Here is a 13,061-nt window from a genome sequence, read left to right as displayed (position 1 = left end):
ATGATGCAGATTGGAATTGTGGGACTGGGATTGATTGGTGGATCGCTGGGACTGGATTTGCGATCGCAGGGACATACGGTGCTGGGTGTGAGTCGAAGACCGAGAACCTGTGAGATTGCGGTGGCGCGGGGCGCAGTCGATACGGCGGAAACGGATGTGTCGCTGCTATCTGATACTGATGTGATTTTTATTTGTACGCCGATCGCTCAGATTGTTCCGACCGTGCAGCAATTAATTCCACATCTCACACCCAGCACCGTTTTAACCGATGTGGGCTCGGTGAAGGCTGCGATCGTGAACGAGATCGCACCGTTATGGAGCAATTTTGTCGGCGGGCATCCGATGGCAGGCACAGCAGATAGCGGAATTGAAGCGGCAGTGCATGGATTGCTTGTCGGAAATCCCTACGTCCTAACCCCGACTAAAACGACACCCGAAGCCGCGATCGCACGAGTTGAATTGTTGTTGCGTCCGCTACAGGTGAAATTGTTTCATTGCGAACCTGAAGATCACGATCGCGCCGTCGCTGCGATTTCTCATTTGCCTGTGATGGTGAGTGCAAGTTTAATTGCGACCTGTTTAGATGAGTCAGATTCAAGGGTGTTAAAGCTGGCTGAAGCATTAGCAAGTTCTGGATTTCGAGATACTAGCCGTGTTGGGGGCGGTAATCCTGAATTGGGGCTAATGATGGCGCAGTACAACAAGCCAGAGGTGCTGCGATCGCTGTTGTCCTACCGTAAGCATCTCGATAACATCATTGATCTGATTGAACAGGAGCGCTGGACAGAGCTTAAAGCAGTCTTCAGCCGAACTCAGGCAGGGCGATCGGATTTTTTGTAATGCTCAATCTACAAGATTACAAATGCTGCCATTCGGTACGCAGGGGCTTATTTTTGGTAGGTTAAGGGTGACGTTGTATGGGCAGGATCATGACGGCGGTAAGCACTCAACCCAATTGGCAAGCGATCGCACGCGACTTTGAAGCCATTGTTGGAAAGTCTGGAGTCGTGCGGAAACGCGAAGAATTGTTGGTTTATGAGTGCGACGGCTTGACTAGCTATCGAGAACGTCCGGCGATCGTCGTTCTGCCGCGCACGACTGAAGAAGTGGCGGCGGTGGTGAAAGTGTGCGATCGCGCTTCGGTGCCGTTTGTGGCGCGGGGGTCGGGCACGGGATTATCGGGGGGTGCTTTACCGATCGAGAACTGCGTTTTGATTGTCACGTCGCTGATGCGGAAGATTCTCAAGGTCGATTTGGAAAATCAGCGCGTCGTCGTTCAGCCTGGCGTGATTAATAGCTGGGTGACGCAGACGGTAAGCGGCGCGGGATTCTACTATGCGCCTGATCCATCGAGTCAGATCATTTGCTCGATCGGCGGGAACGTCGCTGAAAATTCGGGCGGGGTGCATTGCCTCAAATACGGTGTAACGACGAATCACGTATTGGGCGTGAAAATTGTCACACCCGATGGATCGATCGTCGATCTGGGCGGTGAAATTCCTGAAATGCCGGGATATGACTTAACGGGTGTGTTTGTCGGTTCAGAAGGAACGCTCGGAATTGCTACCGAAGTCACGCTCAAAATTCTCAAAACGCCAGAATCGATTCGCGTTCTGTTGGCAGACTTTACCAGTGTAGAAGCCGCAGGTGCAACCGTTTCCGACATTATCAGTGCAGGCATCATTCCCGGTGGGATGGAAATGATGGACAACATGAGCATTAATGCGGTCGAGGATGTGGTTGCGACCGGCTGTTATCCGCGTGATGCGACTGCAATTTTGCTAGTCGAAGTCGATGGATTAGAGGTCGAAGCCGAAGTCAACTGTCAGCGAGTCGCAGAAATCTGCAAGCAAAATGGGGCGCGTAACGTTACAGTTGCCACCGCAGCCGATGAACGTCTCACCATCTGGAAAGGTCGTAAGGCAGCATTCGCCGCAATGGGCAAAATGAGTCCGGATTACTATGTGCAAGATGGAGTCATTCCCAGAACGAAGTTGGAATATGTGCTGAGTGAGATTGAAGCATTAGGCACAAAGCATGGCTACAAAGTGGCGAATGTTTTCCACGCAGGAGACGGCAACTTACATCCGTTAATTCTGTACGATAATGCAATTCCCGGTGCATTAGAGCAAGTCGAAGAGTTAGGCGGCGAAATTCTCAAGCTCTGTGTCAAAGTTGGGGGCAGTATTTCTGGCGAACACGGTATCGGAGCCGATAAACGCTGCTATATGCCGGAAATGTTTACGCCTGCGGATTTGGAAACGATGCAATGGGTAAGACAAGCCTTTGACCCGAAAGGCATCGCCAATCCGACGAAGTTATTTCCGACTCCCCGGACTTGCGGAGAAGCAGCGAAAGCGTATGGACAAAAGACCTTTGAAAACGTCGATCGCTTTTAGGTTTTACAATTGAATACATGATGTATTGCGGATTGTGTCATGCAGGTCGCTTCTTCGATCGAGTCGGTTCCGGGACAGTATTGGAACTGGCGGAATGAGCCAGTTTACTATGTGCGAATGGGGGAGCGGAAAAATCGCCCCCCGTTGTTGTTGATTCACGGGTTTGGAGCTTCTACCGATCACTGGCGCAAGAATGTGATCGGTTTAAGTTCCGAGTTTGAGGTTTGGGCGATCGATCTATTGGGGTTTGGGCGATCGTCAAAACCAGATTGGCGCTATAGCGGTGAGCTGTGGCGCGATCAAATTCACGAATTTATGAATGAGGTGATCGGTGCGCCTGCGGTGCTTGCCGGAAATTCACTCGGTGGATACGTCGCGCTCACGGTTGCCTCTCAACGTCCCGAATCCGCAGCCGGGTTAATTCTGATTAACAGTGCTGGCCCGTTTACGGATATTCAAGGCACCACCAAACCTGATCCGATTCGTCAGGTGATGGGCAGCTTTGTGATGACGCTGTTTCATCAAGATTGGGCGAGCTGGCTGCTGTTTCAATATGTGCGGCAGAAGTCGGTGATTCGGAACACGCTGCAAAAGGTGTATCTGGATCAGAGCGCAGTTACCGATCGCTTAATCGAAGAGATTCAGCGCCCTGCCTTTGATACCGGAGCGGAAAAGGTGTTTGCTTCAGTGTTCCGCACTCCCCAAGGTGAAAAGGTTGATGTATTGCTGCATCAATTAACTCGACCGCTCTTAATGCTCTGGGGCGAAGGCGATCCGTGGATTAATGCCCGAGAGCGGGGTGCAAAGTTCCGCAGCTATCATCCGCAACTAACGGAATACTATCTGGATGCAGGGCATTGTCCGCATGATGAAATTCCCGATCACGTCAACCAATTGATTCAAGATTGGGTGGTTGATCAGGTCATTCAAGCTTGAGAACTGTCAGCCGATTGGATTGCTTGGATTTGCTCGATCGAGAGCTTTGTAATCCGAGCAATCACCTCGATCTCCATGCCTTCTTGTAGCATTGCGATCGCGACCTCTCTTTGCGCTTGTTCTCTTCCTTGCTCTCTTCCTTCTTCTCTTCCTTCTTCCATCAGTGCTTGGTAAGTGACAGATTCTTTCATAATGTCCTGCCGTAGAAGTCGTTGAACGATACTTTTATCTAATAGTAATCCAGCTAGGATAAATGCGGAGGCAGCGACATTTTGCTGCGTTTCTTTGTTTGGTATGCGCTCGATCACTTGGGCGACTTGCTGAAGCGCTTGAGTACGATCGCTCGTTTGACTCAGCGTTGCAAACGGTAAAAGTCCAGGAGACTGCAAGAAAAGATCTGTCGGTTGCTCCCAAAGCCGAATTACACCAAAATTATGCCGAGTTTCCTCTAGGACAAAGCTTGACTGTTGCACCAGTTCTGAAGTCGTGGGCTGAAGATAAATCACAAATTGACGCACCGTTTTACTCGGAAATCGGCGGTAGAGCCGAACGCGATAATCGAGCATTCTGAAGGGAATCGTTGCGCTGGGTTCGGTTTGAAATTCGAGATGCAGCACGGTTGCTTCAGATTGCAGCAAAATTAAGCTATCGGCGCGAATCGGTTCGAGCGATAGCTCCGATGAACTGAGTTCGGTTAGCTCGATCGCTTCTCCCAAAAGCCACGAGGCAAAATCGCTGGAAAAGGTTTCAGCTAGAAACTTGCAGATATTGTCGTACATACTTTACCTGAGTGAACCAGTTGTCGAAGAGGATTCGCGGCTTGCTAGATTAGCGATAAGGGCTATCTCAATCAATCCCAGCAAGCGGCTTCCAATTTGTAGCTTTGGCTACGAGTGAATCGAGACTTTCTGTAGTTGGTCTTAAAGAACTCCACGGTTAAGAAATGCCTTCTTAAGATAGAAGTAAGCACTCTCTTGTCTTGACTACGCTACAGAGAGTGTGAATGTGAAAACCCTGAATCTCAGGGGAGGAAACTCGAATGGTCGATGCTTATCCGCAGCTTACCGATCGCGATACTCTGCTCGATCGAGACTGCACGACGCTCTCGCGTCATGTGCTAGAACAACTCCACAGTTTTTCAGCCGAGGCACAAGATCTCAGCGCCATCATGACGCGCATTGCGCTTGCCGGAAAGCTGATTGCACGTCGCCTCAGTCGAGCTGGACTGATGGAAGGGGTTCTAGGCTTTACGGGCGATACCAATGTGCAAGGCGAATCCGTTAAACGGATGGATGTTTATGCCAACGAGGTATTTATCTCTGTATTCAAGCAAAGCGGTTTAGTCTGCCGTCTCGCTTCTGAAGAAATGGAGCAGCCTTACTACATTCCAGAAAACTGCCCGATCGGGCGCTACACCTTGCTGTATGACCCGATCGATGGTTCCTCGAATGTCGATATCAACATCAACGTGGGATCAATCTTTGCGATTCGGCAGCAAGAAGGCGAGGACACCGACGGGCAAGCGCAGGACTTGTTGCAGAGTGGACGCAATCAGCTTGCTGCAGGCTACATTCTGTACGGGCCGAGTACGATGCTCGTGTATTCGATCGGCAATGGGGTTCACTCATTCGTGCTTGATCCCAGCTTAGGCGAGTTCATTCTGGCAGACGAAAACATTCGCATTCCTGAGCACGGGCCGATCTACAGCGTGAACGAAGGGAACTTCTGGCAGTGGGAAGAGTCGTATCGCGATTTTATTCGCTATGTGCATCGGCATGAAGGTTATACCGCCCGCTACGGTGGCGCATTGATCGGGGACTTTCATCGCATTCTCTATCAAGGCGGTGTATTCCTTTATCCCGGCACTGGAAAGCAACCGGACGGTAAGCTGCGACTGCTGTACGAAGCCTCACCCTTAGCCTTTTTGGTTGAGCAGGCAGGTGGACGGGCTAGCACTGGAACTCAGGACATTCTTGATTTTGTGCCCGATCGACTTCATGCCAGAGTGCCGTTGATTATTGGCAGTAAAAATGATGTTGCGCTGGTTGAATCATTTGTAAAAGAGCGCATTCGAGAAAAAGCCGTTTTGTAAAGCGTAGTTCACCACACACCTTAAATAGGAGCAGATTCCCAATGACAAACCATCTCTTAGAAATCAAAGATTACGGTCAAAGCATTTGGATGGACAACTTGACCCGCGATCTGATTCAGTCGGGCGAACTCAAGCGCATGATCGACGATCGAGGCTTGCGCGGCATTACTTCCAATCCTGCAATCTTTGAAAAAGCAATTAACGGCAACAAGATTTACGATGCGGACATTGAGGCAGGCATCAGCGCTGGTAAGCCACTGCTTGATATCTATGAGTCGCTGATTTTCGAGGATATTCGCAATGCGTGTGACATCTTCGCTGGGATCTACGAAGAGTCGGGTGGATTGGATGGCTATGTCAGTATCGAAGTTCCGCCCAACATCGCAAACGACACTGAGAAAACAATCAGCGAAGCTCGGCGCTACTACACAGAAATTGGTCGTCCGAACGTGATGATCAAGATTCCGGGAACTTCAGCAGGTTTACCCGCCGTTGAACAAGTGATCTCAGAAGGCATCAACGTTAACGTTACTTTGCTGTTCTCAGTTCAAAGCTATATCAACACTGCATGGGCTTACATTCGTGGACTAGAGAAACGAGTCGAAAAAGGTGAAGACATCAGCAAGCTCGCGTCAGTTGCCAGCTTCTTCCTCAGCCGCATCGATAGCAAGATCGATGAAATGATCGATGCGAAACTAGCTAAGGGCGCAGATATGTTGCAAGAAGAAGCCAAACTGGCTGCAGTTAAAGGCAAGGTGGCGATCGCAAACGCCAAAGTCGCCTACCAAGAATACAAGAAGATCGTGGCTGATCCCCGTTGGTTAGCCCTGAAAGAAAAAGGCGCAAACGTACAGCGACTGCTCTGGGCAAGCACCAGCACCAAGAACCCCGATTACAGCGACGTGATGTATGTCGATGAACTGATTGGAGCCGAGACGGTGAATACCTTGCCGCCGAACACGATCGAAGCTTGTGCCGATCATTGCGATGTAGCTCCCCGAATTGATACCAGAGTCGAAGAAGCCTACAACTTGATTGAAAGCTTGAAAGATCCGGACATTGATATCAACTTGGATCAAGTCATGAGCGACCTGCTCGAAGACGGCATTGATAAATTCGTCCAGCCGTTCAACTCGCTGATGAGTTCAATGCAAGAAAAGGTCGATCGGCTCGCTAAAGTCTAGAAACTCTGTCCTCACCCCCGCCCTCTCCCACAGGGAGAGGGAGCAAGAGTCCGGCTCCCCTTCTCCTCGTGGGAGAAGGGGTTGGGGGATGAGGGCACACCACCACACAGGCTACTCTCCACCCCTTCACTATGGTCACTCTCCTACAAAACCCGCTCCGTGTTGGACTCCAACAGCAGCGGATGCCCGAACCGAATATCATTGTGTTTTTTGGTGCGTCCGGTGACTTAACCAAACGCAAGCTCGTTCCCGCGCTGTATCACCTCAAACGAGAGCGCAGACTACCGCCTGAATTAACGATCGTCGGGGTTGCCCGTCGCGAATGGAGTGACGATTATTTTCGGGAGCAAATGCGCGAAGGAGTCGAAGAATTCTCTGATGGAGTCGGCTCTGAGGCGCTGTGGCAAGATTTCGCCCAAGGATTGTTCTACTGTCCTGGAGACATTGACAATGCCGAAAGCTATCAAAAGCTGAAACAGCGGCTAGAAGAAATTGATAATATACGCGGCACCAGAGGCAATCGCGTTTTCTATCTGTCTGTTGCGCCCAAGTTCTTTCCCGAAGCGATTCGGCAGTTGGGCGATGCAGGAATGCTGAAAGATGCCCAAAAGACGCGGCTTGTGATCGAGAAACCCTTTGGTCGCGATCTCAGCTCGGCTCAGAACCTCAACCGCGTGGTCAACAAAGTCTGTCAGGAAAATCAGGTTTATCGGATTGACCACTACTTAGGAAAAGAAACGGTTCAAAACTTATTGGTGTTCCGATTTGGCAACGCCATCTTTGAACCCCTATGGAATCGCCAATTCATTGATCACGTTCAAATTACGGTGGCTGAAACCGTCGGTGTCGAAGATCGGGCGGGGTACTACGAATCTTCTGGAGCATTGCGCGACATGGTACAAAACCATTTGATGCAACTGTTCTGTCTCACCGCAATGGAACCCCCGAACTCACTCGATGCCGATAGTATTCGGACTGAGAAGGTGAAGGTGATTCAGGCAACTCGACTGGCAGATACTAATCGCCTAGAAAATTCGGCCATTCGCGGGCAATACTCTGAAGGCTGGATGAAAGGCAAGGAGGTTCCCGGCTATCGGCAAGAACCCGGAGTCGATCGGAACTCCACCACACCAACTTATGTGGCAATGAAGTTTTTAGTGGATAACTGGCGCTGGCAGGGTGTGCCCTTCTATCTGCGAACCGGAAAGCGATTGCCGAAGAAAGTGAGCGAGATTGCCATTCAATTCCGCGATGTGCCGTTTTTGATCTTCCAGTCGGCGGCAAAACAAGCGAACGCCAATGTTCTCGTCATGCGAATTCAACCGAACGAAGGCATCGGAATGCGGTTTGAAGTCAAAATGCCGGGAGCAGATTTGAGAACCCGATCGGTCGAGATGGATTTCAGCTACGGCAGTTCGTTCGGTGTGACTGGGGGAGAAGCCTACGATCGCCTCTTACTCGACTGCATGATGGGCGACCAAACGCTGTTTACTCGCTCTGACGAAGTAGAAGCCGCTTGGCGCGTAGTGACTCCCGCGCTCACCGCTTGGGAAGCTCCCACTGATCCCAGCTTGATCCCGCAGTACGAAGCAGGAACCTGGGAACCCGCCGAAGCCGAGCAACTGATTAACCGCGATGGTCGCCGTTGGCGCAGACTCTAGCCATTTTGGCTTTTAGATCAGCGATGTGATGCAAACGCTAAAAGCCAAAATTTAACCCCTAAAATCTAAACCCCTACTCTCTTATGGCTACTAAAACCGCCCCGCTCGTTTCCCTCCAAGCCCCAAAAGATGTCTCACTGAACGACATCGAGCAGGAACTCAATCAGATCTGGCAGTCCTACAGCGCGACAGGCGACGGCTCATCCATGGTTGCGACTCGTGCGACATCGTTTACCCTGGTGGTTTATGAGCCAGAAGAAACCCAGCAATTGCTTGCGATGATGGGCTTTTATACCGGGCCTGTCGATGGTATTGATGGCCCTCGCACCGAAGCCGCACTTCATGCGGCTCAAGCGGCTTACGGCTTACCGATCGATGGCAAGTCCAGCCCCGGACTGCTGACGAAACTGCGTGAAGACCTGGCTAAACGTAAGGGTGAATCGATCGGAGATAGCAACGCACCCCGCTATGTGTCTGATGCTGCTGGAAGTGGAATTGCTGATGTAGTTGCCAGCCAGAACCCTTGCCGCATTATTTCGCTGTTTCCGATTGCAGGCGAAGATGAAGGCGTCTCAGCTCAGGTCTCGGCGTACTGTCCGATTAATAAATTAAATCACGGAACGCTGGTGTGCTGCGAATACATCATGCTCCGGGGAACGGAATCTGCGCTTGAGCGAGTGGACGATCTCACTTCGTCGCTGTTGATTAGTGAATTGCCTAGAATTATCTGGTGGAAGGGTACGCCCAATCTTGACCAAACGTTGTTTCAACGGTTGGCAAAGTTCTCAAGCCAGGTGATTTTCGATTCGAGCCGATTTACTGCGGATACCGAGGGCGACCTGCTGAAGCTGTCCGCGCTGATTGACGATGGTGTTTCTGTGATCGATTTGAACTGGCGACGGTTAGCCGCCTGGCAAGAACTTGCGGCAGAGGCGTTCGATGCGCCTGGACGACGCGAGGCAATTTGGGAAGTCGATCGTGTGGTGATCGACTACGAGAAGGGCAATCCGGCACAAGCGCTGATGTATCTCGGCTGGTTAGCAGGTCGGCTCGGCTGGGAACCGGATTCTCGTGAACACGAAGGAGATATCTACGATTTACAACGGGTATATTTTACGGCTTCAAACGGTCGCAAGATTGAGGCGGAATTAGCCGGAATTCCGACGGCTGCGATCGGAGAAATCAAGGGCGACATGGTGAGCCTGAAGCTGTCTTCGACGAATCCGAATGTGGATTGCTGTACGGTCTTGTGTTCTGGCACAACGGGCTGTATGCGAATGGAAGCGAGCGGCGGCGCACAGTCTTGTCGAATCAATCAGGTGACACCGCTGAATGATCAAAAGGCAGAAACGCTCTTGAGTGAGCAGCTTCACCGAGTCGGTCAGGATGTGCTGTACGAAGAAAGCATGGCAGTAACAGCAAAAATCATTAAGCTGTAGGTTGGTGTCAGTGCGATCGGTTTCGCTGCGTTTTGAGTTATCGTGTCCCCCAAATCCCCCACTCAGGGGGATTTGGGGGCAACTCGAACTTATGATCGAAGCGAACAACTGACATCAATATAGTGTTTTGCTCTAAAGTATGGCGTTTGTAATTGCAGGGGAACGGAGCGGAGCCGGGAAAACCACAGTCACGTTAGCGCTGTTAGCGGCTCTGAAACGGCGAAATTTGCAGGTACGATCGTTTAAGGTCGGGCCTGATTATATTGATCCGCTGTTTCATCGCCATGTCACCGGTCAGGCTTGTTACAACCTTGATCCGAGGCTGACTTCGGAAGCGTATGTGCAGCAGTGTTTTTCCCAAAAGGCGGGAAATTGCGCGATCGTTGAAGGCGTAATGGGACTATTCGACGGTGCAGCCGGACAAAAAGATTTTGCCAGTACCGCTCACATTGCTCGACTGCTCGATTTACCGATTTTACTGGTGGTCGATTGTAGCCGTTTGTCGTATTCAGTTGCCGCGATCGTGCATGGATATCGCTCACTCGATCCCCGCTTGAAATTCGCAGGGGTCGTACTGAATCGAGTCGGCAGCGATCGACATTTAGAATTGCTCAAATCTGCTCTAGAACCGTTAGAAATTCCGATTTTAGGAGTATTAAGGCGACAGAATGCGATAGAAATTCCTGATCGCCATCTCGGTTTAGTCCCGACCGACGAGCTACCCGGATTAAATGAACTCATCGATCGCTTAGCTCACCTCGGCGAAACCTGTTTCGATTGGGCAGCATTAATGCCCCTAACTTCCGTTCAAAGTCCCCCACAAGTGGAGAATTTAGGGGGCAGCGATCAACCCAAACGTAGCCAAACGTATCGAATCGCGATCGCCCGTGATGCCGCTTTTAATTTCTATTACGAAGACAATCTAGAACTCCTCAAACAATCCGGTGCAAGCTTGATTGAATGGAGTCCTCTAAACGACGATTTCCCCGAAGACATCGACGGTTTGTATTTCGGTGGCGGCTTTCCTGAAATGTTTGCCGTAACGCTAAGTGAAAATCAAGCGACACGCAAAGCCATCCAAACTGCAATTCAATCGGAAATGCCTACGTATGCAGAATGTGGTGGATTAATGTATCTGAGTGAAAATATTGTGGATTTCTCCGGCGATACTTTTCCAATGGTTGGAGCAATTCCCACAACAACAGTCATGCGATCGCGGCTGACACTCGGTTATCGTCGTGCCATGACGCTGGAAGACACACCGATCGTCGCTCAAAATACGATCGTTCACGGACACGAATTCCATCGCTCCACCCCCACCTCTCCACCCCCCCACCCCCTGTTCCAATTCACCGAAACCGAGCAATTCGACGGCTGGCGATCGCCCAACTTACACGCCTCCTACCTGCATTTACACTGGGGCGCAACTCCAGAAATTCCCAAACGCTTTGTGCAACACTGCGCTAAATTCAACCGCGATCGCTATCCTAAAAAAGAATAGGGATTAAAACATTAAACATGGCTGGATCGATCGAACAAATTACACAACAGCTTGCCGCCCTCGATCAAAAGATCGAGGCAATGGGCGACACCTTCACCGAAACCTATCGCGGCTATCTCAAGCAGCTTGGACAAACTGTCAAGCAGCAAATCATCCTGTCGTGCTATCGGATTTGCACTGAAAACTATCCCACCCGCTTCTTATCGCTTTCCCTCAATCAGCGGCAGCAGCTCCAGGAAAACCTGCAAGCCCTAGCGCGTCAAACCATAACCGACCTCAACGATCTGCTCATCCCGATCGCCCAAATCACCCTTGAACCCGAATCCGAAGATCTCCCTGATGAACTCGAAGCCCTCTTGTCCGAAACAGACTACGACTTGCCCAGCGAATCTTCGCTCACGCCACTCGAAGCCCTTACCATCTGGCAAGAACAGCTAGAGCGATCGATTAATAAAACCCTAAAAACTGCCTCCAGCGCCGCCAATCGCCTACTCCAAGACGCTGAAATCCTACCCAAGCGCCTCCCACAAGCCGTCCTGGATGCCGCAGCAAAAGCAGAAGGCAGCGCCTCCAACGCAGCCAACCTGCTTAACGTTCTCGTCAACGCCAGTGAAAAAACCGAGGACGCGGAAACTTCGCAGCCCGTCATTACCGCCCTAATGCACGTTGTCGCCGTCAATCTGCGGGTTTCAGAACTCGAATTTAATGACCCAGCCGTTTCATCCTGGCGCAACAAACTGCGCGATCTCAAGCAGCAACTCCAAGGAATGGCGCGGGACTACCAGAAGAAACGCCGCGAGCAGTCGATCGCTCAAGCCCAGCTCGCCTGGAAATCTACCTGGGTAAAGGACGAAGGCTGATCCTTAGATCTATGCCAAATTTACCTACCCCGCCTATTCTAGAAACAGAGAAAACAAGGGAGAACGGAAGGTGGCGAACCAGACAATCAAATTAGCTGCGATCGGTGATGTTCACGATCGATGGGAAGCTGAAGATGAAGCAGCGCTTAAATCTCTCGGCGTTGATCTGGCATTGTTCGTAGGCGACTTTGGTAATGAATCAGTCAATATTGTCAAGCTGATCGCCGAAATGCAGATTCCCAAAGCCGCCATTATGGGAAATCACGATGCTTGGTACACAGCAACCGATTGGGGAATTAGTAAATGCCCTTACGATCGCAAAAAAGAGGATCGGGTGCAGCAACAATTAGATCTACTGGGTGAAGCGCACGTTGGGTATGGCAAGCTTGATTTTCCGCAGTTGAATCTCAGCGTGGTCGGGAGCCGCCCGTTTAGCTGGGGTGGCCCTGGCTGGAAAAATGAGAGATTCTATCGGGAACGCTACGGAGTTGAGAGCTTTGATCAGTCGGTCGATCGTATCCTCGATGCAGTTGATCAAACTGAAACCGACACGATCCTTTTCATCGGTCACAACGGCGCGAAAGGCTTGGGAGATCGCCCCGAAGATCCCTGCGGTCGAGATTGGCAGCCGATCGGCGGTGATCATGGTGATCCTGATTTCGCAGAAGCGATCGTTCAAACCCGCGATCGCGGAAAATCGGTGCCGCTAGCTGTATTTGGACATATGCACCATTCGCTGAGACACACCAAAACCGAGCTACGCCGCCCGATTCACGTGGATGCTGCTGGAACGGTTCATCTTAACGCTGCAAGAGTGCCGAGAATCATTGAGCAAAATGGCGATCGCCTGCGAAACTTCTCGATCGTCACCTTACAAGACAGCAGCGTCATAGAAGCATCGCTGGTTTGGTTGAACCAGAATTTTGAAGTTGTCCAAGAAGAGATTTTATATCGATCAAAAGATGCCGCCAAAGCGATCGCGTAATTGA

The 13,061-nt window shown here is 50.9% G+C and carries 11 protein-coding genes; 10 read left to right on the top strand and 1 reads right to left on the bottom strand.

Annotation, left to right across the window (positions count from 1 at the left end; genetic code table 11):
• Window positions 1-3: 3 nt before the first annotated feature.
• The 3 genes from H6F51_13075 to H6F51_13065 all read left to right on the top strand — a co-directional run bounded on the left by H6F51_13075 (window position 4) and on the right by H6F51_13065 (window position 3,335).
• Window positions 4-840 (top strand): prephenate/arogenate dehydrogenase, encoded by an 837-nt coding sequence (locus H6F51_13075; GenBank protein ID MBD1823414.1) that lies wholly within the window; start codon window positions 4-6, stop codon window positions 838-840.
• Between the two features lie 89 nt (window positions 841-929).
• The gene (gene glcD / locus H6F51_13070; GenBank protein ID MBD1823413.1) at window positions 930-2,399 is read left to right on the top strand and encodes a glycolate oxidase subunit GlcD; all 1,470 of its coding nucleotides are present in this window, start codon (window positions 930-932) and stop codon (window positions 2,397-2,399) included.
• A gap of 39 nt (window positions 2,400-2,438) precedes the next feature.
• Window positions 2,439-3,335 (top strand): alpha/beta fold hydrolase, encoded by an 897-nt coding sequence (locus H6F51_13065; GenBank protein MBD1823412.1) that lies wholly within the window; start codon window positions 2,439-2,441, stop codon window positions 3,333-3,335.
• On the opposite strand, the gene H6F51_13060 is transcribed toward H6F51_13065, so the two are convergent.
• Window positions 3,326-4,114, bottom strand: coding sequence for an Rpn family recombination-promoting nuclease/putative transposase (locus tag H6F51_13060; GenBank protein ID MBD1823411.1), 789 nt, complete (start codon window positions 4,112-4,114; stop codon window positions 3,326-3,328). The genes H6F51_13065 and H6F51_13060 overlap by 10 nt on opposite strands.
• Window positions 4,115-4,374: 260 nt before the next feature.
• Between H6F51_13060 and fbp the strand changes: the two genes are divergently transcribed.
• The 7 genes from fbp (at window position 4,375) to H6F51_13025 (ending at window position 13,057) form a co-directional block, all read left to right on the top strand.
• Entirely contained in the window at window positions 4,375-5,427 is a 1,053-nt protein-coding gene (gene fbp / locus H6F51_13055) for a class 1 fructose-bisphosphatase (GenBank protein MBD1823410.1), read from the top strand.
• A 41-nt stretch (window positions 5,428-5,468) separates the two neighbouring features.
• Window positions 5,469-6,611 carry a transaldolase gene (gene tal, locus H6F51_13050; GenBank protein ID MBD1823409.1) on the top strand — a complete coding sequence of 381 codons (1,143 nt, stop codon included), beginning with the start codon at window positions 5,469-5,471 and terminating at the stop codon, window positions 6,609-6,611.
• Window positions 6,612-6,742: 131 nt separating this feature from the next.
• Window positions 6,743-8,272 (top strand): glucose-6-phosphate dehydrogenase, encoded by a 1,530-nt coding sequence (locus H6F51_13045; protein ID MBD1823408.1) that lies wholly within the window; start codon window positions 6,743-6,745, stop codon window positions 8,270-8,272.
• Window positions 8,273-8,355: 83 nt separating this feature from the next.
• A complete protein-coding gene (gene opcA / locus H6F51_13040) occupies window positions 8,356-9,711 on the top strand; it encodes a glucose-6-phosphate dehydrogenase assembly protein OpcA (GenBank protein MBD1823407.1) in 1,356 nt (451 codons plus the stop codon).
• A gap of 139 nt (window positions 9,712-9,850) precedes the next feature.
• Window positions 9,851-11,212, top strand: coding sequence for a cobyrinate a,c-diamide synthase (locus H6F51_13035; GenBank protein MBD1823406.1), 1,362 nt, complete (start codon window positions 9,851-9,853; stop codon window positions 11,210-11,212).
• A 17-nt stretch (window positions 11,213-11,229) separates the two neighbouring features.
• Entirely contained in the window at window positions 11,230-12,072 is an 843-nt protein-coding gene (locus H6F51_13030; GenBank protein MBD1823405.1) for a hypothetical protein, read from the top strand.
• Between the two features lie 70 nt (window positions 12,073-12,142).
• Entirely contained in the window at window positions 12,143-13,057 is a 915-nt protein-coding gene (locus tag H6F51_13025; GenBank protein ID MBD1823404.1) for a TIGR04168 family protein, read from the top strand.
• Window positions 13,058-13,061 lie beyond the last annotated feature (4 nt).

This window comes from Cyanobacteria bacterium FACHB-DQ100 (genome assembly GCA_014695195.1).
Classification (GTDB): domain Bacteria; phylum Cyanobacteriota; class Cyanobacteriia; order Leptolyngbyales; family Leptolyngbyaceae; genus Leptolyngbya.
Note: the sequence above shows the minus strand (reverse complement) of the source record. Positions and strands in the feature narration are given on the sequence as shown.